The organism is Sphingomonas desiccabilis, assembly GCF_004135605.1.
GTDB lineage: Bacteria > Pseudomonadota > Alphaproteobacteria > Sphingomonadales > Sphingomonadaceae > Sphingomonas > Sphingomonas desiccabilis.
Genome location: NZ_SDPT01000002.1, coordinates 443,392 through 465,198 on the forward strand (window position 1 = coordinate 443,392; position 21,807 = coordinate 465,198).

Consider the following 21,807-nt stretch of genomic DNA (forward strand, 5'->3'; position numbering starts at 1 on the left):
TAATGGTCCGGCGATGCTGTCGCCAGCCTTAAGCGCGCGCGGAAAAACCCCGGCGCGCCCAAGGTGCCGGCGTCAGCCCTGGGGCGCGGCCGGCACCGTAGCGTCGCCGGTGCCGGCGGCGGCAGCGGCCGGGGTGGCGCCGCCGTCGCGGGCGCGCAGCGCCTGGGCGCTGACGCCGATGTCCTTGATCGGGCGCGCGCCGCTGCCGAGCGGGGCCACCGACGATCCGTTGATGGTGACCGCCAGCTTGTCCGGGCGGCCGACGTTGATCATCGGGCCGCTGGCATCGAGGGGAACGTCGTAGCGCTCGCCCGCAGACATCGTCTTCTGCATCAGCGTCTTGCCGGCGGCGTCATAGACGCGGACCCACACCTCGTCGGTGGCGGTGAGCGTCACCTGGCTGCCGGTCACGGGCGCGGCCGGTGCGGCAACCGCCGGGGAGGCGGCGGGCACCGGCATCACGCCGAGCTCGCTCTCCGCCGTCGCCTGCTGCGCGGGCGGGGTGTCGCCGCCGCGCAACAGGCTGGTGCCGAACCAGAGTGCCAGCAGCACCAGGATCACGGCGCCCGCGATCAGGCCGCCGTTGGCGAGCCCGCGCGAGGGAAGGCGCGGGGGGGCATGGGGCTGAAGATCGGGCTTGGGCTCGCGCCGCTGGTAGCTGACGTCGAGTTCGTGGCGCAGGTCGCGGGCGAGCGCCACTTCGTCCACGCCCACCGCCCGCGCATAGGAACGACCGAAGCCCATCGCATAGGTGGTGGAGGGGAGCTGGGAGAAGTTCGACGTCTCGATCGCCTCCAGATGCCGCTGGGGGATCCGGGTACGCGCCGCCACCTCGGCCAGGTCGAGGCCCTGGGCCTCGCGCGCCTGCCGCAACCGTTCGCCTGCCTTCATCGCTGCCGGGCTCCGTTCCACGGCGCCCTCGCCCTCACCCATTCCAATCTCCACGCGGGGAATTTTCACCAAGGTTGCGCCCCCGTCCTCCGGGCAGGTTTCGGACACGCATAAACCTGTGTCAACGTCGGGACGTGCGTATCCGCCGCCGTTTCACGCCAGTTCAACCCCATTGTCGCTCGCCCAGGCGGTCAGCGCGGCCCGCATGTCGGCGGGGGGCGCCGCCAGCATCCGCTCCATGGTGGCGGTGATCGCGGCGCGATCGAGCGAGTGGATCATCGCCTTGATCGGGCCGACCGCGGCCGGCGTGATCGACAGCCGGTCGATGCCGAGGCCGAGCAGCGCCATCGCCTCGAGGGAGCGCCCGCCCATCTCGCCGCACACCGTGACGGGGATCCCGGCATCGCGGGTGGCGCGCACCACCCGGCGCAGGAAGCGCAGGATCGCCGGGCTCAGCCAGTCGTAGCGCAGCGCCAGCTGCGGGTGCGCGCGATCGGCGGCGAACAGGAACTGGGTGAGGTCGTTGGTGCCGATCGAGAGGAAGTCGAGGCGCGGGAACAGCAGGTCGAGCGTCTCGGCGAGCGCCGGCACCTCCAGCATGGCGCCATAGAGAATCTCCAGCGGCAGCTTGCGCCCGCGCGAGGCGACCCAGTCGCGCTGGCGTTCAAACAGCTCTCGCGCCTGCTCGAACTCCCAGGGTTCGGACACCATCGGGAACATGACGCGCAGGGTGCGGCCGGCGGCCGCCTCGATCAGCGCGCGCGCCTGCGCCTTCATCAGCCCCTCGCGGGTCAGCGCCAGGCGCAGCGCACGCCAGCCCATCGCCGGATTCTCTTCCTCATGGTCGCCGGTCGCGAGATAGGGCAGCGCCTTGTCGCCGCCGATGTCGACGGTGCGGAACACGACCGGGCGATCACCGGCCACGTCGAGCACCTCGCGATAGAGCCGCTGCTGGCGCTCGCGCGAGGGGAGGGTGGAGGAGACCAGGAACTGGAATTCGGTGCGGAACAGGCCGATGCCGTCCGCGCCGGTGAGATCCAGCGCGGCGGCGTCGTCGCGAAGCCCGGCGTTGACGAGCAGGGTGATGCGGTCGCCGTCGCGGGTGACGGGCGGCTCGCTGCGCAGCGCGGCAAAGGCGGCGCGGCGGCGCTGCGAATAGAGCAGCTTGGCGTCGAACGCCTCCTCGAGGTCGCTGGTCGGCCGGATGACGAGATAGTCTTCGGACGCGTTGAGCAGCAGCCGGTCGCCCTCGGAGATCAGCCGGCGCACGTCGCGCACGCGGCCGAGCACCGGCACACCCATCGCGCGGGCGACGATGGTCACGTGCGCGGTGAGCGAGCCTTCCTCCAGCACCACGCCCTTGAGGCGCCGGCGGTCGTATTCCAGGAGCTCCGCGGGGCCGAGGTTGCGGGCGATCAGGATCGTGTCCTGGCGCAGGCCCAGCTGCGCCGCGGTGCCGAGCTGGCCCGAGACGATCCGCAGCAGCCGGTTGGACAGGTCCTCCAGGTCGTGCATCCGGTCGGCGAGCAGCGGGTCGGCGATCTCGCGCATGCGCATCCGGGTGCGCTGCTGGACGCGCTCGATCGCGGCCTCGGCGGTGAGGCCGGAATCGATCGCCTCGTTGATGCGGCGCGACCAGCCCTCGTCATAGGCGAACATCTTGTAGGTCGCGATGACCTCCTCATGCTCGCCGCCGACGCCGAACTCGGCCTGGCTGGTGATGCGGTCGATCTGCTCGCGCATCTTGTCGAACGCCGCATAGACGCGGTGGCGCTCGGCCTCGATGTCCTCGGCGACCGTATGCTCGACGGTGATGCGCGGCTGGTGGAAGACGGCGACGCCGGCGCCCATGCCGTCGACCAGCTTGAAGCCGTTGATGCGGGCGGTGCCGGTCGCCTGCGGGCGGCTGGCGGCGGAAGGCCCGGCCGCGTCGATCAGGTCGGCGTTGGCGATCAGTTCGGACAGCACCATGGCGACGGTCTGCAGCGCCTCGATCTCGACGTCGTCGTAGCGGCGCGGCTCGGTATGCTGGACCGCGAGCACGCCCACCGCCCGCTCGCGCCGGATGATCGGCACGCCCGCAAAGCTGTGGAAGCGTTCCTCGCCGGTTTCCGGGCGATAGGCGAAGTCGGGGTGGCTCGCCGCCTCGGCCAGGTTCAGCGTCTCGACATTGGCGGCGATGGTGCCGACCAGACCCTCGCCGGGTGCCAATTTGGTGACGTGCACCGCCTCTTCGGCGAGGCCGACGGTGGCGAAGAGTTCGAACACGCCCTCGCGCAGCAGGTAGATCGAGCAAACCTCGCTATCGAGCGTCTGCCCGATGATGTTGACCACGCTGTTGAGCTTGGCCTGTGCGGGGCTGCGCGACGCCATCACGTCGTGGAGGCGGGTGAGGATCTCTCGGGCGGAAGCGGCGGCCGATGCGGGCATGGCGCTGGCTACCATGCCGTTGCGCCCGACGCCATCGGGCCGCCGGAAACTTCGGTAACGAAGTGTGCAAGCGGAGCGCGCGGCATCACAGCGTCCGCACCAGGCGCACGGCCATGGCGAGCCAGGCGGGTTCGGGCACCACCTGCTGGCGGGCACCCGCGCCCGGCGGCAGCAGGTGGAGCTTGCCCTCGCCGCGGGCGAGCAGGCGGCCGAACACGAAGCGGCCGGCAGGGCGGGGGACCAGCACGTCGCGGTTCATGGCGCTTCCGAACGCATCGGGGGCGAGGCGGGCGCACCAGATCTCGTCGCCGGTCCGATAGTCGCCGACGCTGCCGGAGACGGTGACGGCGACCAGGCTGGGATCGATCCGGGGTGCTGCGACCGTGGCGGCGCGGCGGGGGGCGGCGGCGCCGCCGGCATCGAGGATCGCGGCCACGGCGACGTCGGGACGGTCGGGAAGCTTCACCAGATCGGCGGAATCGACGCCCAGCGCCTCCGCGATGCGGTTGAGCCAGCCGATCGAGACGGTGCGCGTCCCCGTCTCCAGCCGGCCGATCGTCTGGGCGGTGGTGGCGGGGCGGCAGCGCAGCGCCACCTCCTCCAGCGTCAGCCCCTTGGCACGGCGCACTTCGCGAATGGCGGTGATCATCTCCGGCTCCCGCAACAAACCATATCGGTTTGTCACTGTCCTACAAACAAGCCGATGTGGCAAGGGCGAGTCGCGAGGATGGAGACGGACGATGCGCGAACTGGCCGAACGCGGACTGGAGGGGGAACGAGTGGCAGGCACCCCGCCGGCACGGGGGCGGCGCGGCGTGACGGTGAACCTGGCCGAATCGCCGCTGTCGTGGCTGCGCGCGCGCGGGCTGGTGAGCCCGCGCCAGTTCGACGCGGGCGAGCAGCTGCGCGAGGACTACGAGCGGGCGTCGCTGGGGCCGCGGGTGACGATGCGCTGGGATGCCGGGCCGCGCGGCGGCAGCCGGGGTGCGCCCCAGGCGGTAGAGCCCGGCGGGCCGCAGCTGTCGGCCAGGCGCCGCTTCGACGCGGCGATCGCCGCCGCCGGACCGGGCCTGGCCGACGTGCTGTGGCGGGTGGTGTGCGCGGGCGAGGGGCTGCCGGCGGCGGAGAAAGCGCTGGGCTGGCCGGCGCGGGCCGGGCGGCTGGTGCTTACGCTGGCGCTCGATCGGCTGGCGGAGCACTACCGGCTCCCGTGAGGAAGCGGCGATAGGCCCAACCGATGCCGATCAAGGCGAAGCCGAGGCCCAGGAAGGAGAGGATGCGCAGCACGCCCTCCAGCGCCGCGGCATCGACCAGGAACACCTTGAAGGTGGTGGCGGTGAGCAGCAGCAGGCCGAGCAGCCGCAGGTCGGATGCCTTCGCGGTGATGCCGCGCCACAGCCAGAACAGCGACTGGCCCAGCATCGCGGCCGAATAGCCCCAGTTCTCGCCCGTGCCGAGCGGGCCGGTGAGGACGCTGCCGTGGGTCAGCTGGCGCACGGTGGCGACCAGCGCGAGCAGGGTGAGGGCGGCGGCGATCGGGCGCGTGCCGCGGCGGGGCGGCAGCGTCCAGAACAGCGCGGCGGCGACGCCCAGGTGCAGCGTGGCCGCGTTCAGGAGCGGGACCGCGCCGACCGCCTGAGGCACGCCGGCGGGGTTGAACACCATCAGGTCGAACCAGACGATCCGGGCGACGCCGAGCGCGAGCAGCAGGTTTGCGACGCGCGGGAGGCGGCGGTTGCGCACCAGCGCCCAGCCGGCGAGGAGCAGCGCCTGGGTGATGACCGCGCGCTCGATGAAGCCAACGGCGGCGAAGGCCGCGGGCTCGGCGATGGCGAGTGGCTGCTTGAGCAGGAGATAGGCGAGCAGCGGCACCGCACCGCCCGCGATGGCGAGGGCGATGCGGCGGGCGCGGCCGAAGCTCTGCCGGTCGGCGAACAGGATCGCGACCAGAACGGCGGTGGGGAGCGCGAGGAAGCGCAGGATGTCGCGGAGCGGCGGCAGCAGGCGATAGGGCAGCATCTCGCCGAACAGCGAGCGGCCGAACGCTTCCGTCACCTGGGCGAGCGGGATCAGCGCCAGCACCAGCAGGCCGAGCAGCGGCAGGAGGGTGAGGCGGCGCACGGACGCATCGCCGGTGGCGCGGCCCCAGCCGGCGAGCGCGGCCATCGCGGCGGCAAGCGGCAGGGCGACCAGCGCGCCGGGCACGATCTGCTGGAGGCCCGCCCCGAGCAGCGTCGCAGCGGCGAGCGCGCCGCCGACGAGGCCCACGTCCTGGTCGTTGGCGCGCTCGCGGTGGCGCCAGCTCAGCCACCCGCAGGCGGCGGCGAGCAGCAGGTCGAGCAGGCACCAGAAGGAGGGGGCGAGCAGCCTGGTGGCGGCGAGCTGGGCGGCGAGCACCGGCCCGACGGTGCCGACGACCCCGAGCAGGGCCCAGCCGCGGCTCGTGCGCGACAGCAGCTGACCGGGGACGGCGAAGAGCAGCGTAGCGAGGACGGCGGCGGTGGCGGTCACGCCGGGGGCGGGCCGCATCAGCCCGACGCCGAGCAGCACCAGCACCAGGCCAAGCGCGGCGACGGGCGCCGGCATCAGCTTGGGATCGCGCCACGCCAGGAACAGCGCGGCGGCCGACAGGACGAGGTAGAAGCCCCAGGCGAGCGGGCCGAAGTCGAGCAGGGGCGCGGCAAGCAGCAGCTGCGCGAGCCCTGCGACCAGCGGCGCGGCGCGTAGCCACGGGCGCTGGATGCCGGCGGAGGGGAGCGCGAGGGTGACGCCGAGCGCGAGCGCGACGATGAAGGCGGCAACGCCAGCGACTTCGTCGGCGCGGACTGCGGCGAGCAGGAAACCGGCCCAGCCGAACGCGGAGGCGCCGGCTGCGAGTGCGAGCCAGACCCAGCCGCGTGCGACCGCCAGCCACAGGAGTGCCGCCACGAACAGGCCGAGATAGACGAGCAGCGGGCCGATGCCGGCCGCGTCGAAGCCCGCCACCAGCGGTGCCGCGAACCCGCCGGCAAGCGCCATGACGGCAGTGGGCGGGCCGTGGCGGAGCGCAAGGCCAAGCGCCACGCCGGTGATCGCGAGCATGATCGCGAAGCCGGCAAGCGGGCTCACCAGATCATAGGCGGCGGCGGCGAGGTAGAGGGTCGCATAGGCGCTGGCGATGCCGGCGCCGGCGAGCACCTGGGCGATGCGCGGGTCGTCGCGAGTGGCGGGCAGGCGGCGGGCGACTTCGCCGCCGGCAAGCAACAGCAGCGCGAACAGCCCGGCAAGGGCGGTGCGGATGCCGGGGGTGAGCAGGCCGCTTTCGATCGATAGGCGCACCAGGAAGACGCCAGCGAGCACCAGCGCGGCGCCGCCGACCCACACCGGCAGGCGGCCGCCGACCAGCGCCTCGAAGCTCGGCATCTCGAAGCGCGGCCGCGGCGGGGCGGCGGGCTCGGGCGGGCGCATTGACTCGGAAGAGGCGGGGGCCACGCTGGCCGGATCGAGGGGGCGGCGGACCACTGCCGGCTCGTCGCGGCGCTCTACCGGAGGTGGCGCGGCTACGGCGGGCCGAGCGGCCACCGGCGGCTCGGACTGCGCCTGAAGCTGCGCCTCCGCTAGCTCGACACGCAGGTGCCGGACCGCGCGCTCCACGGCCGCCAGCCGGCGCCACATCGCGAAGATCGCCACGACGAGGCCGGCGAAGGTGAGCGTCATCAACAGGTCCACGGGCGGGTTGTGCCACAGCCGCGCGCGCAAGTCCGCACGCAATCGCGTGGACGCGCGCACCGGCTCGCCTATATGCGCGGGCGTCCTTCAGGAGTGTCCGGCCATGCAGATCGCGTTCGTCAAATGCCACGGGTCCGGCAACGACTTCCCGCTGGTGGATGCGCGCGCGCTGGATCTCCCGGAAGACGCATGGGTTCGACTGGCGCGCGCGCTGGCCGATCGCAACGGGCCGGTGGGCGGTGACGGGCTGCTGCTTTTGACCCGAGGCGACGATGGCCATGCGTTCGGGATGCGGATGTTCAACTCGGACGGGAGCGAGGCGGAGACGTGCCTCAATGGCGTGCGCTGCACCGCGCGGCTGGGGTTCGAGCGGCTGGGGATCGCGGACGCGCGGGTGCTGCTGAAGACCAGCGATGCCGAGGCGCGGCTGCAGCCGGAACTGGCGCCGGGCGTCACCACCATCCGCACGCGGGTGGGGCCGGTGTCGACGCTCGCCGCCGACGTCGGCCTGCGGATTGCGGAAGCCGAGGTGATCGATGCGCCCATCGCGGGGCTGCCGAGTGCGCGTGCCTTCACGGCCGTGGCGATGCCGAACCCGCATCTGGTGACCTTCGTCGACCAGGTGGACGAGGCGGAGCTGGTGGCGCTGGGCGACTGGTGCGAGGCGGCGCCGGCGCTGTTGCCCGCACGCGGCAATGTCAGCTTCGTGGAGGTGCGCGGCAGCGAGGACGCGCCGGCCTTGTTCGTGCGCACCTACGAGCGCGGCGTGGGGCTGACCAACAGCTGCGGCAGCGCGATGGCGGCGTCCACCTATGCGGCGGCGCGGACCGGGCGGATTCCATTCGATCGCGAGACGCGGGTGTTCAACCGTGGGGGCATGGTGCGGGCGAGCGCCACCGAGGCTGCCGAGGTGACGATCGCGGGCAATGCGACGTTCGAATGGGAGGGGCGGATCGAATTCGATCCTGCGAGCGGGGCGCTGGGTGCGCTGGAGGTGGTTGCGCGGCGTCCGGACGAGATTGCCGCGTGGGAGGGGATGCTGGCGGGGCTCTGAATTCGCTGCCGTTCCAGCGGAAACGTGCTCCTGCGCAGGCAGGGAGTCAGTGCCAAGCAGAGCAACCAGGGGCAGCTTTTGCAAACTCTGGGCTCCTGCCTTCGCTGGAGCACTGGTGGGACTCTGGCCGTGGACGGTGAGCATCGCCACCGGTCCCCAACTGGGCCCCGGCCTTCGCCGGGGTAGGGGTTCTTTCTGGGGCTGAGGTGGCGCCATCACCCGGTCAGGCCCATTCCTGAAATTTCCCTCAGGACGGAAAACGCGCAATAAAATGTTGCGGACGCGGGTCTTGCTCGCGTAGGGCGGCGCGACTTCGAAGAGAGAGCCCATGCCTGTATATCGTTCCCGTACCACCACCCACGGCCGCAACATGGCCGGCGCTCGCGGCCTGTGGCGCGCGACGGGGATGAAGGATTCGGACTTCGGCAAGCCGATCATCGCGGTGGTGAACAGCTTTACCCAGTTCGTGCCGGGGCACGTCCACCTCAAGGATCTCGGCCAGCTGGTCGCGCGCGAAATCGAGGCGGCAGGCGGCGTCGCCAAGGAGTTCAACACCATCGCCGTCGACGACGGCATCGCGATGGGCCATGGCGGCATGCTCTATTCGCTGCCCAGTCGCGAGCTGATCGCCGACAGCGTCGAATATATGGTCAACGCCCATTGCGCCGATGCGATGGTGTGCATCTCCAACTGCGACAAGATCACCCCCGGCATGCTGATGGCGGCGCTGCGCATCAACGTGCCGGCGGTGTTCGTGTCCGGCGGGCCAATGGAAGCCGGCAAGGTCGTGGTGAAGGGCAAGAAGCGCGCGCTCGACCTGGTCGATGCGATGGTGGTCGCCGCCGACGAGAGCTACAGCGACGAGGAAGTGGCCGCGGTCGAGCGTTCGGCGTGTCCCACCTGCGGCAGCTGCTCGGGCATGTTCACCGCCAATTCGATGAACTGCCTGACGGAGGCGCTGGGGCTGTCGCTGCCGGGCAACGGCTCGACGCTGGCGACCCATGCCGATCGCGAGAAGCTGTTCCGCGAGGCCGGGCACCTGATCGTCGATCTGGCGAAGCGCTGGTACGAGCAGGACGACGTGACCGCCACGCCGCGCGGCATCGCCACCATGGGCGCGTTCGAGAATGCGATGAGCCTGGACATCGCCATGGGGGGCTCCACCAACACGGTGCTCCACCTGCTGGCGGCGGCGCACGAGGCGGGGGTCGACTTCACCATGGCCGACATCGACCGGCTGTCGCGCCGCGTGCCGTGCCTGTGCAAGGTCGCGCCGGCCAAAGCCGACGTGCACATGGAGGACGTCCACCGCGCCGGCGGCATCATGTCGATCCTGGGCGAGCTGGAGCGCGGCGGGTTGATCGACGCGAGCCTGCCGACCGTGCATGCGCCGACCATGGCGGACGCACTGGCGCGCTGGGACATCGGCCGCACTAACAGCGAGGAGGTGCGCGACTTCTTCCGCGCAGCCCCCGGTGGGGTTCCGACGCAGACCGCGTTCAGCCAGTCCGAGCGCTGGGAGGACCTCGACACCGATCGCCAGAATGGCGTGATCCGCTCGACCGAGCATCCCTTCTCCAAGGACGGCGGCCTGGCGGTGCTGTTCGGCAATCTCGCGCCCGAAGGCTGCATCGTGAAGACCGCGGGCGTGGATGACTCGATCCTGACCTTCCGCGGGCGCGCGCGGGTCTACGAGAGCCAAGACGCGGCGGTGGCGGGGATCCTGGGCAACCAGGTCGAGGCCGGCGACGTGGTGGTGATTCGCTACGAAGGGCCCAAGGGCGGCCCGGGGATGCAGGAGATGCTGTACCCGACCAGCTATCTGAAGTCGAAGGGGTTGGGCGCGGCCTGTGCGCTCATCACCGACGGGCGCTTCTCCGGCGGCACGTCCGGCCTGTCGATCGGCCATGTCTCGCCGGAAGCGGCCGAGGGTGGGCTGATCGCGCTGGTGGAGACGGGCGACCCGATCCTGATCGACATCCCCAACCGCGGCATCCGGCTGGACCTGGACGACGCGGTGCTCGCCGAGCGCCGCGCGGCGATGGAGGCGCGCGGGGCGAAGGCGTGGAAGCCGTTCGGCCGCAAGCGCGAGGTGTCGCCGGCATTGCGGGCCTATGCCGCGCTCACCACCAACGCCGCGCGCGGCGCGGTGCGCGACGTGCGCCAGGTGGAGGACTGAAGCGCGAGGGCGGAAGCGTAGTCGTACCCCGGCGAAGGCCGGGGTCCAGTTGCGGTGGCCCTCGATGGGGCGCACGACCCGCAGCCGCCTTCCCAACTGGGCCCCGGCCTTCGCCGGGGTACGGCAGGGGTTGGATCACGTTCGCGATCCACCGACGCGTCAGCATGACGGAAGAAGGCGCTAGGCAGCCCGCACACCCTTTCCCCTCCACCCCGCCTCGGCTAGACCCGCGCGGATGACGCCACCCCTGGACTGCCCCAGCGAAGGCCGCTTCGACGGCGCCGAACACCGGTTCGCCCTGCGCGTCTATTTCGAGGACACGGACCTGTCGGGCGTGGTCTACCATGCCAACTACCTGCGCTACATGGAGCGGGCGCGGTCGGACATGCTGCGGCTGACCGGCTGCGACCAGCGCGCCGCATTCGAGGCGGGCGAGGGCGCCTATGCGATCCGCGACCTGCACATCCGCTATGCGGCTCCTGCGCGGCTCAACGACGCGCTGGTGGTGGTCAGCCGCATGACGACGTTGCGCGCGGCGTCGGTCGTCATTCATCAACGAGTAATGCAGGGTTCGGTGTTGGTAGCCGAAGCGGAGGTCGAGGTGGCGTTCGTGGCACCATCGGGCACCCCGCGTCGGCATCCGCCGGCCTGGCGGCGCACGTTCGAGACCCTGATCTGGAAGGAAAGCTGAGAGCCTGATGGACGTTCTGGTAAATACCGACGCGGCCTCCATGTCGCCGATTGGCTTGTTCATGCAGGCGGACTGGGTCGTGAAGTTCGTGATGCTGGGCCTGCTGGCCGCCAGCATCTGGACCTGGGCGATCATCCTGACCTTCCTGGGCCGGCTGCGCCGCGTGCGCCGCGACACCGAGGACTTCGTCGAGGAGTTCGAGCGGACCGAGGACATCGACGCGTTCCACAAGAAGCACGTGACCGGCAAGAGCGCCGTCGCGCGCGTCTTTGCTGCCGGCGTGCGCGAATGGCGCCGCTCGACCGCGAGCACCACCATCGACCGCGACGGCACGCGCGAGCGGCTGGCGACCAGCATGGGATCGGCCGTCGCCGAGGAAGTCGACAAGCTGTCGGACCGGCTGAACGTGCTGGCGACGATCGGCTCGGTCGCGCCGTTCGTGGGCCTGTTCGGCACCGTGTGGGGCATCATGCGCAGCTTCACCGGCATCGCCCAGGCGCAGAACACCAGCCTGGCGGTGGTCGCGCCGGGCATCGCCGAGGCGCTGTTCGCGACCGCGATCGGCCTGTTCGCCGCCATCCCGGCGGTGATCGCGTACAACCGCTACAGCCACCGCATCAACCAGGTGGAGGCGCGGCTCAACCGCTTCGCCGACGCGTTCCACGCGACGCTGAGCCGCCAGCTCGAAGGCGTGGACTAAGCCCATGGCGATGCAGCTTCCCTCCAGCCGCGGCAAGGGCCGGCGCACGCCGATGGCGGAGATCAACGTGACCCCGCTGGTCGACGTGATGCTGGTGCTGCTGATCATCTTCATGGTGACGGCGCCGCTGCTCACCACCGGCGTGCCGGTGAACCTGCCCGACAGCCGCGCCAAGGGGCTGGAGCAGGAGCAGGAGCCGGTGCAGCTGTCGCTCGCCGCCGACGGCAGCATCTATCTGGGCGACACGCCCGTCAGCGAGCAGGCGCTGCCCGAGCAGCTGGCGCGCATCGTGGGCAGCCAGCCGACCGGTGCCGAGCCGCGGCAGGTGATGCTGCGCGCCGACACCGCGCTCGACTATGGCCGGGTGATGCGGGTGATGGGCGAGCTCAACCGCGCGGGGCTGAACCGCGTAGCGCTGGTGTCGACGCAGGGGGATGCGCCCTGATCGTGCGGTTGCCAACGGAGGTGCGGCGATGAGCCGTACGGAAAAATGGGCGCTGGGCGGGGCTGCGATCGGGCATGCGCTGCTGTTCGTCGGCCTGTCGCTCGTCTGGAAGGGCGAGCAGCCGAAGGACCTGAAGCTGTCGCCGCCGATCGACGTCAGCCTCGTGGACGAGGTCGCGCTGGAATCGACCGCGCCCGCCGAGACCGAGGCGCCCGATCAGTCGGAGGCGCCCGACCAGGGCATGCCCGAGGATGCGGCGCCGCCCGAGGAGGTCGCGCCCGAACCCGAGCCGCAGCCGGCCCCCGTGCCGCCGGCCCCGCAGCCGAAGCCCGAGCCCAGGCCCGAGCCGAAGCCGGCGCCCAGGCCGCAGCCCGCGCCCAAGCCGGTCCCCAAGCCGCAGCCGCCCAAGCCCAAGCCGGCGCCTGCGCCCAAGCCTGCGGAGAAGCCCGCGCCCAAGGCTGCGCCGAAGCCGGCCGCAAAGCCTGCCGCAAAGCCTGCCCCGGCGAAGCCCGCTGCGGCCGCCGCCAAGCCCAAGGCGGCACCGGCGAAAGGCAGTGGCACCGACGCGGCGGCCAAGGCGGCCAAGCCGCGCGGGTCGCGCCTGGGCGCCGATTTCGCCAAGAGCCTGGCCGATACGGCAGCCGAGAAGGGCAAGGGCCAGACCGCGCGTGCGGCACAGGTAGGTGCACAGTCGCTCGCCGGGCTGGCCGCGGCGATCAGCCGCCAGGTCCAGCCCTGCGCGAACCGGATCACCAATCCGGGGCCGGGCGCCAACCGTATCCGCTCGCGCATCAACCTGCAGATGGCGAAGGACGGCAGCCTGACCGCGCGTCCCAAGCTGATGGGCCAGTCCGGCGTCGACGACGAGAACGGCCGCTATGCGCAGCGCGTGGGCGAGCTCGCGGCGGCCGCGATCATCCAGTGCGCCCCCTTCGAACTGCCCGACGAGCTGTACGAAGGCGGGTGGAAGAACATCACCATCAACTACAAGCTGCCCGGCTGACGGAGAGAGCCATGCGTATCCCCTTGTCCCGCCTTGCCACGCTTGCGTTGGCATCCCTCAGCTTCGGCCTTGCCGCGGCGCCCGCCCATGCCCAGGTCGAAGTCGACATCGAGGGCGGCATCTCCGATCCGATGCCGATCGCGGTGCCGGTGATGCCGACGCCCAGCGACGTCGGCACCGCCGCCGGCCAGACCAGCGCGCTCGGCCGCCAGCTGGCCGAGGTGGTGGCGAACGACCTCAAGAATTCCGGCCTGTTCACGCCGCGCGGGCCGCAGGGCGTCGCCGCCGTGCCGTTCGCGCAGGCCGCAGCGCCGGACTTCGGCTATTGGGCCGGCACCCAGGCGCAGGCGCTGGTGCAGGGCTTCGTGCGCGCCAATGGCGACGGCACGCTGACCGTCGGCTGCTATCTCTACGACGTGTTCGCGCGCACCGAGCTGACGCGCCAGGGCTTCGTGGTGACGCCGGCCGAATGGCGCCGTGCCGCGCACAAGTGCGCCGACACCGTCTACACCCGCCTGTCGGGCGAGGGCCCCTATTTCGATAGTCGCATCGTCTATGTCTCGGAGACGGGGCCCAAGGGCAAGCGCATCAAGCGGCTGGCGATCATGGACCAGGACGGCGCCAACCACCGCTTCCTGACCAACGGCCAGTCGATCGTGCTGACGCCGCGCTTCGCGCCCAACCAGCAGTCGATCGTCTACATGAGCTACCAGAACGAGCGGCCGGCGATCTATGTCTATGACATCGGCTCCGGCCGGCAGCGGCTGCTGGTGCGCAACGCCAGCCTGACCTTCGCGCCGCGCTTTTCGCCGGACGGGCGCTGGGTGATCTTCTCCATGGCGCAGGCGTCCAACACCGACATCTATCGCGTGTCGGCGTCGGGCGGCACGCCGCAGCGGTTGACCAACTCGCCCGGCATCGACACCGGCGGCAGCTATTCGCCCGACGGCAGCAAGATCGTGTTCGAGAGCGACCGCTCGGGCACGCAGCAGCTCTATGTGATGAACGCCGACGGATCGAACCAGCAGCGCATCAGCTTCGGATCGGGCCGCTATGCGACCCCGGCGTGGAGCCCGCGCGGCGACCTGATCGCGTTCACCCGCCAGGGCGGCGGCAGCTTCCGCATCGGCGTGATGAGCCCGTCGGGCGGCGGCGAGAAGCTGCTGTCGGACGCCTGGGGCGACGAGGGACCGAGTTGGTCGCCCAACGGCCGCGTCCTCACCTTCTTCCGTGCGTCGCAGGGCGGGGCGGGCAAGGCGGACGTCTGGTCGGTCGATCTCACCGGGCAGAACGTCCGCCGCATCCCGACGCCGCTCGACGGCTCGGACCCGAGCTGGGGGCCGCTGCGCCCCTGACGGGCGCCGGCACCCGCAAGGCGGGCGTCATGAAACCAGGCTTTAGCACTTGCCGCCGCATCGGGTTGTGGCGGAATATACATCTGTAATCGAGGAGACAGCTGATGGCGAAACTGACGAGCAAGTTGATCGTGGCGGCGGCGCTGGTGGCGACCGCGGGGTGCGCGAAGAAGCGCCCGGAAGTGCTGCCCCCGGCCCCGGGTGAGACCGTGGCGCCGACCGACGGCGCCGGCACCGGCGCGCAGACTGGCACCGGCGTGGTGCCGGGCAGCCGCGAGGACTTCCAGCAGTCGGTCGCCAGCGACACCGTCAACTTCGCGCTCGACAGCTATGACATCGACCCGCAGGCGCGCTCGATCCTGGACAGCCAGGCCGCGTGGCTGCAGCGCTATCCCAACGTGCGCGTCACCATCGAGGGGCATGCCGACGAGCGCGGCACCCGCGAGTACAACCTGGCGCTGGGCGATCGTCGCGCGAACGCCGCGTCCAACTATCTGGCGGCACGCGGCGTCTCTGCGGCGCGGATCACCACGATCAGCTACGGCAAGGAGCGTCCGCTGGCGCTCGGCTCGGACGAGAGCTCCTATGCGAAGAACCGCCGCGCGGTGACCGTCGTCCTCCAGTAACCACCAGCCGCCGCCGGAACCGCTCTGGTTCCGGCGGCGTTCCCTTCGGGCATGAAGCCCGTCCAGCCGCCTGCGATCCGCGATCCGGTCGACCTCGTCACCGCCAAGCTGCACGCCTGGGTCAACGGCTTCTTTCTGCAGCTCCCCAACATCGCCGCGGCCATCGTGCTGCTGCTGGTCGCCTGGGGCGTCGGCAAGGCGGTCGCCTGGAGCATCCGGCGGGTCGGGCGGCGACGCCACCGCCTGGACCTGAGCGCGCTGCTGGGTTCGCTCGCGTTCGGTGCGGTGATGGTGGCGGCGCTGCTGCTGGCGGCGACCATCGTCTTCCCCAGCGTGAAGCCGGCGGACGTGCTCGCGACGCTCGGCATCGGCTCGGTCGCGATCGGCTTCGCCTTCAAGGAAATCCTGCAGAACCTGTTCGCGGGCCTGCTGCTCCTGATGCGGCGGCCGTTCCGGCGCGGCGACCAGATCGTGATCAAGGATTACGAAGGCACGGTAGAGCACATCCAGAGCCGTGCCACCCTGATCAAGACCTATGACGGGCGGCGCGTCATCATCCCCAATGCCGACCTCTATATCTCGCCGGTGATGGTCAACACGGCCTTTCCGGTGCGGCGCGAGCAGTTCGACGTCGGCATCGGCTATGGCGACAAGCCGGCCCATGCGGCCGAGCTGTTCCTGGAGGCGATCCGCAAGGTGGAGGGCGTGGTCGCGGATCCGGCACCGGAGGTGCTGCCCTGGGGCCTGGACGACAACTACATCACGCTGCGTGCGCGCTGGTGGACCGAATCGAAGCGCACCAGCGTGGTCCACACCCGCTCGCGCGTGGTGCTGGCGCTGTACGAGACGGCGATCGCGCACGGCATCGACCTGCCGTTCCCGACCCAGATGGTGCTGTTCCACGACCAGACCGAGGAGCCCGACGGCGACCGCGCCCGCCAGCGCGAGGGCTGGCCCGCAGGCGCCCGGCCGCCCCGTCCGCGGCGGCCTGGGCGGCGCGAAGGCGCTGTCGATGAGGGCGCGCGCGTCGTCGCGGAGGGCGCGCGGGAGCGCTGAGCGCCGCGTTTCCGCGTACCCCGGCAGAGGCCGGGGTGGGAAGGCGGTTGTGAGCGGAGCGCGTAGTTGCAAAGGCACCGCAACTGGGCCCCGGCCTTCGCCGGGGTACGGGGTCGTGCGGGCGGGGCGTCCCTTTGGTGCTCGCGGGCGGGGTTCGGCTGAGCGAGGGAGGGTGGCGCGCGGAACCCTGGCTCCTGCCTTCGCAGGAGCGCGGGAGCGGCGGGGGCGGGGGTTGCGCGCTTCCTCAGGCGCACCGGACTCAGCATCCCCGATACGACGCCTTGGCATTCGGCGGAGCGGCGCTCGAGCCAGGCTCTCGTCAGGATGGAGGAGAAGCCTCACCCACCTGCGCTTTCCGTGCTCCTGCGAAGGCAGGAGCCCAGGGTTGCTCGCGATGCCGCCCGTTGTTGGCCTCCCATCCCGCTCTCCGATCCCGCTTGCGTTCCCCCGCGCATGATATAAAAGTGATATCACATTAAACAGGGAGGCGGAGATGGCATCGGATCGGGTGTTGCGGCAGAGCCTGGAGCGGCCGGCGACGACGTACAACGGGTTCGTGATGTTGCTGGTGGGGCTCGGTCTGATCGTGCTCGGGGCCGTCGGGGGGCTCAACGCACCGGTGCATTTCTGGGGGATCGCGCTTCTGATCGTCGCCGGGGTCGCGCTGCTGCTGGTGGCCTGCGGCTTCTACCTGCTCCAGCCCAACCAGGCGGCGGCGATCCTGCTGTTCGGCGACTATCGCGGCACCGATCGCACGACGGGGCTGCGCTGGAACTGGCCGTGGCTCACCAAGTCCAAGATCTCGGTGCGCATCCACAACATCACGTCGGAGCGGCTGAAGGTGAACGACCTGCGCGGCAACCCGATCGAGATCGCCTCCAACGTCGTGTGGCGGGTAGCGGACACCGCGCAGGCGCTGTTCGACGTCGACGACTATAAGGCGTTCGTGATGGTGCAGATCGAGAGCGCGGTGCGGGCGATCGGATCGCGCTATCCGTACGACGACTTCACCCATGAGGAGATGACGCTGCGCGGCAACGCCGATGTGGTGAGCGAGGAACTGCGCGTCGAGTTGCAGGAGCGCGTCGCGAGTGCGGGCGTGCAGGTCGACGAATGCCGGCTGACGCACCTGGCCTATGCGCAGGAGATCGCCCAGGCGATGCTCCGCCGCCAGCAGGCCGAGGCGGTGATCGCTGCCCGCCAGAAGCTGGTCGAGGGTGCCGTCTCGATGGTCGAGACCGCGCTCGCCCAGCTTTCGGAGAAGAACGTCGTCGAGCTCGACGACGAGCGCCGCGCGGCGATGGTGTCGAACCTGATGGTGGTGCTCTGTTCGGAGCGCGACACCCAGCCGGTCGTGAACGCGGGCTCGCTGTACCAGTAACGTGGCTGCGCCCCCGAAAAAGGCGTTCCCCCTGCGCCTCGATCCCGCGCTCTATGCGGCGATCGAGCGCTCGGCGGCGGGCGAGCTGCGCAGCGTCAACGCGCAGGTCGAATGCCTGCTGCGCGAGGCGCTGGCGAAGCGGGGCGTGAAGCTTGCCGATCCCCAGCCGGTCCGCCGCGGCCGGCCGCCCAAGGAGAGCGACCATGGCGGATGAAAAAAGCAGGGACGACGACGTGTGGTTCGCCCCCAAGCGCTTCGGCTATGGCACCGGCTGGCCGATCGCGTGGCAGGGATGGGTGCTGCTGGGCGGCTACCTCGCGCTGTTGCTGCTGGGGTCGCACTATGTGGCGCCGAAGCATCCGATCGGCTTCGGCATCTTCGTGGGCGTCCTGACGATCGCCGTGCTGGGGCTCTCCGCCACCCACACGCGCGGCGGATGGCACTGGCGCTGGGGCGGCAAGGACGAATAGCCAGGCTTTGCAGCCCCCGCGTCCGGACGGGCTTGCCCCCGCCGCCGCCGCATCGGAGAGGGAGGGCGAAGGAAGCGGGGGGAAGGGCGATGTGGATCGAGGTGGTCGGCTGGTCTGGATCCTTCCTGATCCTGCTCGCCTATGCGCTGCTGTCGACCGGCCGGCTGGACGCGCGCGGGGTGCCGTATCAGCTGATGAACGTCGCCGGCGCGCTCGGCATGGCGATCAACGGCTGGGCGCACGGCGCGCTGCCGAGCGTGTTCAACAATGCGATCTGGATGGGCATCGGCCTGCTCGCGCTGGCAGGGCTGCGCGTCCGGCGGGGGTAGCGAGGCCTTGTAACGTTCAGCCTTGGCCAGCATCTCGAATATTAGGCGGCCGTGCCGATTTCGGCCAGGGACCAGACCTAAATCGGGAAGGTCCGTCGAAGTATTGGGCAAAAGGATACTTGATCGGACTCCCAAAAGCTTCAATCATCTTTTCCTTGGATGAGGAGGGGCGGTATGGACCTGGCAGTCAAACTGGCCGAGTTGCAGAAGCGTAGTGTGGAACATCGCGAGGTCCTTCTGACGGAGGAGGCAGCGAAGACCGCTTTGGTGATGCCGTTTCTGCAAGCGCTCGGCTACGACGTGTTCAATCCGGCTGAGGTGGTGCCGGAGTTCACCGCGGACGTCGGCACCAAGAAGGGCGAGAAGGTCGACTATGCCATCTGTAAAAGCGGGAGCGTGGACGTTCTGATCGAGTGCAAGCCGGCTGCCTCGGAACTCAACGTTCGACACGCATCGCAGCTGTTTCGCTATTTCACGGCAACAGACGCGCGGCTGGCCGTCCTCACCAATGGCGTAAACTACCAGTTCTTTTCCGATGTCGAAAAACCGAACATCATGGATGAGAGGCCGTTCTTTTCGTTTTCGATGGATGCGTTGAAACCAACCGACGTCAAGACCCTTGAGAAGTTCGGAAAGGCGAGCTTCGACATCGAGAAGATCGTTCAGGAAGCTGGAAACCTGAAGGTCCAGTCGCTGCTCCGCAAGGAGCTGGAGCGTGAGTTCGCGGAACCGTCCGAAGGACTCGTCGAGTTGCTCGCGCGCCGGGTGCATGATGGACGACTGACGCCAGCAGTGAAGGAGAACTTCACGAAGATGCTCGTTTCCACCATCAGCGCGCTTGTTCGCGATCTGGTGAACGAACGACTTTCATCGGCACTCAATGCAGCGGCCCCTGCGCCGGTTGAGAGTGGAGGTGAGGAGCCCGCTGCGGCGGAGGACGGTGTTGTTACCACGCCGGAGGAAATCTCTGGTTTCCACATCGTCCAGGCGATCGCGTCCCGTTTGGTCGATCCAAAGCGCGTCATCCTTCGAGACGCAAAGTCCTATTGCGCGATCCTTCTGGACGACAACAACCGGAAGACGATCGCCCGGATGTGGTTCAACGCTGCAACCGTGAAGTACTTCGGCACCTTCTCCGGCAAGGATGAAACGCGACATCATCTACCGGAACTCACAGCGATCTACCAACTGGCTCCGATGATCGATGCTCGTCTGAAAGAACTGGATGGGACGATCGGCAAGGAGTGATCGCTCGATTGCCTGCTTTGTTGGAAATCCTCAGGCGGCGCGGGTCGCGGGTGGGGGGAGCAGGGCGTCGAACGCCTCGACCGGCATCGGCCTGCCATAGAGATAGCCCTGGGCGATCGTGCAGCCGCACTGGGCGAGCAGGGCGCGCTGCGCCTCGGTCTCGACGCCCTCGGCGATGACCTCGATCCCGAGCATGGTGCCGAGGAACGCCATCGCGGTGACTACCGCCGCATCGGTCTTGTCCTCGACGAGGTCGCGGATGAAGCCGCGGTCGATCTTGATCCGGCTGATCGGATAGCGCTTCAGCACGCTCAAGGAGGCATAGCCGGTGCCGAAATCGTCGAGCGCGACGCCCACCCCCTGGGCCCGGAGCGTGCGCAGCGGGGCGAGCATCGTCTCGTCTTCCCGCAGGATGATGTTCTCGGTCACCTCCAGCTCCAGGGCGCTGGGGGGCAGCGCATGGCGATCGAGCGCGGCGCGGACGCGCTCGGCAAGCGTACCGTCGCGGAACTGCGCGCTGAACAGGTTGATGCCGACCACGAAGGAGGGGGCGGCCGAGCGCCATCTGGCAGCCTGGCGGCACGCCGCCTCCAGCACCCACAGGCCGACGTCATGCGCCAGGCTCCCCGATTCCAGCGCCGGCAGGAAGGCGTCGGGCGCCAGCAGCCCGCGCTCGGGATGCGCCCAGCGCAGCAGCGCCTCGGTACCCAGCAGCGCGCCGTCTGCCAGGCGGACCTGGGGCTGGTAGAAGAGCCGGAACTGGCCCTGATCGAGCGCATCGCGCAACTCGCCCTCGAACGCGCGGCGATGGATGGCGGCGCTGCGCAGCGCGGGCGCGTAGAAGCGCTGGCAGTGCCGCCCCTCGCTCTTGGCCTGATACATGGCGAGGTCCGCCCCGGAGAGCAGCTCCTCCGCATCGGCGCCGTCGCCCGGGAAGACGGCGATGCCCACGCTCGCGCTGACATGGACGTCCTGCCCCTCCAGCGGGATCGGGGCGGCGACGGTGCGGGTCAGGCAGTCCGCGACGGCGGTGGCGCGCGCGCGGGGATCCTCGCCCGGCAGCAGGATCGCGAACTCGTCGCCGCCGAGCCGGGAGACGGTGTCGAGCGCCCCCACGCAGCCGAGCAGCCGTGCCGCGATCGTCTTGAGCACCGCATCGCCGGCCGAATGGCCGAGCGTGTCGTTGACGTCCTTGAACTGGTCCAGGTCGAGCATCAGCAGCGCGAAGGGTTCGGCGCGCGCGACCAGCGCCGAGGTGCGGTCGAGCAGCGCCGCCCGGTTGGGAAGCTCGGTCAGGGGATCGAAATGCGCCATGCGGAACAGCCGGTCCTCGGCTGCGCGCCGCTCGGTCAGGTCGCGCATGATCGATCCGAACGCCGCGTGGGGGCCCTCCGACCACATGGAGAGCGACAGCTCGATCGGGAACTCGCGGCCGTCCTTGTGCAGGGCGACCAGTTCGACCTTGCGCCCGATCAGCTTGGTGGTGCCGCCGTGCGCGGCACGCATGAGGCCGCCGTCGTGCATTCCCCGCGCCTTGGGCGGCACGATGATGTCGATGGCCCTTCCTTCGGCCTCTTCGGCGGTGAAGCCGAACATGCTTTGCGCGCCTGCGTTCCAGAAGCTGATGCGGCCGTGATGGTCCGCCACGACGATCGCGTCGGGCGAGGTGGCGGCGATGTTGCGGAAGCGCGACTGGCCGATGGTGCGGGCGATCTCGAGGCGGCGCACCTCCAGCCGGTTCATGACGATGGCCGCGAGCGCCAGCAGGTTCGCACGATCCGCCTCGGTGAAGCGGCTGCGCGGGTGCGGGTCGATGAGGCACAGCGTGCCGATGCTGTAGCCGTCGCGCGTGCGCAGCGGCGCCCCGGCGTAGAAGCGGATGAAGGGCGTGCCGGTCACCAGCGGGTTGTCGCCGAAACGGGGATCGCTGCTCGCGTCGAGCACCACCAGTTCCGCCTCCTCGGCGAGCGCATGGGCGCAGAAGGAGATTTCGCGCGGCGTCGTGGAGATGTCGGTGCCGATTGCCGCGTGGAACACCTGCCGGTCGTCGGCGACGAAGGAGACGGCAGCGCTCGCGGTGCCGAAGATGCGCGACGCCAGCTGGGTGATCTCGTCCAGCCCGAGGTCCACGTCGGGCCCGAGTGCGTCATATTCGGCGAGCGCCGCGAGGCGTTCTTCCTCATTCCAGAGGAGCGGGGGCAGGCGCATGCAGTCTCCGGCCGACAAGGAGAGACCGCTATG

The 21,807-nt window shown here is 70.1% G+C and carries 20 protein-coding genes; 15 read left to right on the top strand and 5 right to left on the bottom strand.

Annotation, left to right across the window (positions count from 1 at the left end; genetic code table 11):
* Positions 1-72: 72 nt before the first annotated feature.
* From EO081_RS10270 to EO081_RS10280, 3 genes are all read right to left on the bottom strand, one after another.
* Positions 73-933: a helix-turn-helix domain-containing protein gene (locus EO081_RS10270; protein WP_129341852.1), complete on the bottom strand. Its 861-nt coding sequence runs from the start codon at positions 931-933 to the stop codon at positions 73-75.
* A gap of 111 nt (positions 934-1,044) precedes the next feature.
* Entirely contained in the window at positions 1,045-3,321 is a 2,277-nt protein-coding gene (gene ptsP / locus EO081_RS10275) for a phosphoenolpyruvate--protein phosphotransferase (protein WP_129342453.1), read from the bottom strand.
* An 85-nt stretch (positions 3,322-3,406) separates the two neighbouring features.
* Positions 3,407-3,970, bottom strand: coding sequence for a helix-turn-helix domain-containing protein (locus EO081_RS10280; protein WP_129341853.1), 564 nt, complete (start codon positions 3,968-3,970; stop codon positions 3,407-3,409).
* A 91-nt stretch (positions 3,971-4,061) separates the two neighbouring features.
* Here EO081_RS10280 and EO081_RS10285 point away from each other — a divergent pair, with 91 nt between their 5' ends.
* Positions 4,062-4,535 (top strand): DUF6456 domain-containing protein, encoded by a 474-nt coding sequence (locus EO081_RS10285; RefSeq protein WP_129341854.1) that lies wholly within the window; start codon positions 4,062-4,064, stop codon positions 4,533-4,535.
* On the opposite strand, the gene EO081_RS10290 is transcribed toward EO081_RS10285, so the two are convergent.
* Positions 4,489-7,089 (bottom strand): DUF2339 domain-containing protein, encoded by a 2,601-nt coding sequence (locus tag EO081_RS10290; RefSeq protein WP_129341855.1) that lies wholly within the window; start codon positions 7,087-7,089, stop codon positions 4,489-4,491. The two genes, EO081_RS10285 and EO081_RS10290, sit on opposite strands and share 47 nt — an antisense overlap.
* A 43-nt stretch (positions 7,090-7,132) precedes the next feature.
* On the opposite strand from EO081_RS10290, the gene dapF reads away from it, so the two are divergent.
* From dapF to EO081_RS10365, 14 genes are all read left to right on the top strand, one after another.
* Positions 7,133-8,083, top strand: coding sequence for a diaminopimelate epimerase (dapF, locus tag EO081_RS10295; RefSeq protein ID WP_129341856.1), 951 nt, complete (start codon positions 7,133-7,135; stop codon positions 8,081-8,083).
* A gap of 328 nt (positions 8,084-8,411) precedes the next feature.
* Positions 8,412-10,262 (top strand): dihydroxy-acid dehydratase, encoded by a 1,851-nt coding sequence (gene ilvD / locus EO081_RS10300; RefSeq protein WP_129341857.1) that lies wholly within the window; start codon positions 8,412-8,414, stop codon positions 10,260-10,262.
* Between the two features lie 235 nt (positions 10,263-10,497).
* Positions 10,498-10,953, top strand: a complete 456-nt coding sequence (locus tag EO081_RS10310) for a YbgC/FadM family acyl-CoA thioesterase (protein WP_129341858.1) — start codon at positions 10,498-10,500, stop codon at positions 10,951-10,953.
* 7 nt (positions 10,954-10,960) lie between these two features.
* Positions 10,961-11,653 carry a protein TolQ gene (gene tolQ / locus EO081_RS10315; protein WP_129341859.1) on the top strand — a complete coding sequence of 231 codons (693 nt, stop codon included), beginning with the start codon at positions 10,961-10,963 and terminating at the stop codon, positions 11,651-11,653.
* Between the two features lie 4 nt (positions 11,654-11,657).
* Entirely contained in the window at positions 11,658-12,098 is a 441-nt protein-coding gene (tolR, locus tag EO081_RS10320) for a protein TolR (protein WP_129341860.1), read from the top strand.
* Positions 12,099-12,126: 28 nt separating this feature from the next.
* Entirely contained in the window at positions 12,127-13,101 is a 975-nt protein-coding gene (locus EO081_RS10325; protein ID WP_129341861.1) for a cell envelope biogenesis protein TolA, read from the top strand.
* Positions 13,102-13,112: 11 nt separating this feature from the next.
* A complete protein-coding gene (tolB, locus tag EO081_RS10330) occupies positions 13,113-14,456 on the top strand; it encodes a Tol-Pal system beta propeller repeat protein TolB (RefSeq protein ID WP_129341862.1) in 1,344 nt (447 codons plus the stop codon).
* 104 nt (positions 14,457-14,560) lie between these two features.
* Positions 14,561-15,082 (top strand): peptidoglycan-associated lipoprotein Pal, encoded by a 522-nt coding sequence (pal, locus tag EO081_RS10335; RefSeq protein WP_129341863.1) that lies wholly within the window; start codon positions 14,561-14,563, stop codon positions 15,080-15,082.
* A 51-nt stretch (positions 15,083-15,133) separates the two neighbouring features.
* Positions 15,134-16,138 (top strand): mechanosensitive ion channel family protein, encoded by a 1,005-nt coding sequence (locus EO081_RS10340; protein ID WP_129341864.1) that lies wholly within the window; start codon positions 15,134-15,136, stop codon positions 16,136-16,138.
* Between the two features lie 493 nt (positions 16,139-16,631).
* Positions 16,632-17,519, top strand: coding sequence for an SPFH domain-containing protein (locus tag EO081_RS10345; protein ID WP_129341865.1), 888 nt, complete (start codon positions 16,632-16,634; stop codon positions 17,517-17,519).
* A gap of 1 nt (position 17,520) precedes the next feature.
* Positions 17,521-17,733 (top strand): type II toxin-antitoxin system antitoxin, encoded by a 213-nt coding sequence (locus tag EO081_RS10350; RefSeq protein ID WP_129341866.1) that lies wholly within the window; start codon positions 17,521-17,523, stop codon positions 17,731-17,733.
* Complete coding sequence (locus EO081_RS10355) at positions 17,723-17,989, top strand: hypothetical protein (RefSeq protein WP_129341867.1); 267 nt, start codon at positions 17,723-17,725, stop codon at positions 17,987-17,989. Before EO081_RS10350 ends, EO081_RS10355 begins: the two co-directional genes overlap by 11 nt.
* Positions 17,990-18,078: 89 nt before the next feature.
* A complete protein-coding gene (locus EO081_RS10360; protein ID WP_129341868.1) occupies positions 18,079-18,318 on the top strand; it encodes a CBU_0592 family membrane protein in 240 nt (79 codons plus the stop codon).
* A gap of 174 nt (positions 18,319-18,492) precedes the next feature.
* Positions 18,493-19,566 (top strand): type I restriction endonuclease, encoded by a 1,074-nt coding sequence (locus tag EO081_RS10365; protein ID WP_129341869.1) that lies wholly within the window; start codon positions 18,493-18,495, stop codon positions 19,564-19,566.
* Positions 19,567-19,596: 30 nt separating this feature from the next.
* On the opposite strand, the gene EO081_RS10370 is transcribed toward EO081_RS10365, so the two are convergent.
* Positions 19,597-21,774 carry a putative bifunctional diguanylate cyclase/phosphodiesterase gene (locus tag EO081_RS10370; RefSeq protein ID WP_129341870.1) on the bottom strand — a complete coding sequence of 726 codons (2,178 nt, stop codon included), beginning with the start codon at positions 21,772-21,774 and terminating at the stop codon, positions 19,597-19,599.
* Positions 21,775-21,807 lie beyond the last annotated feature (33 nt).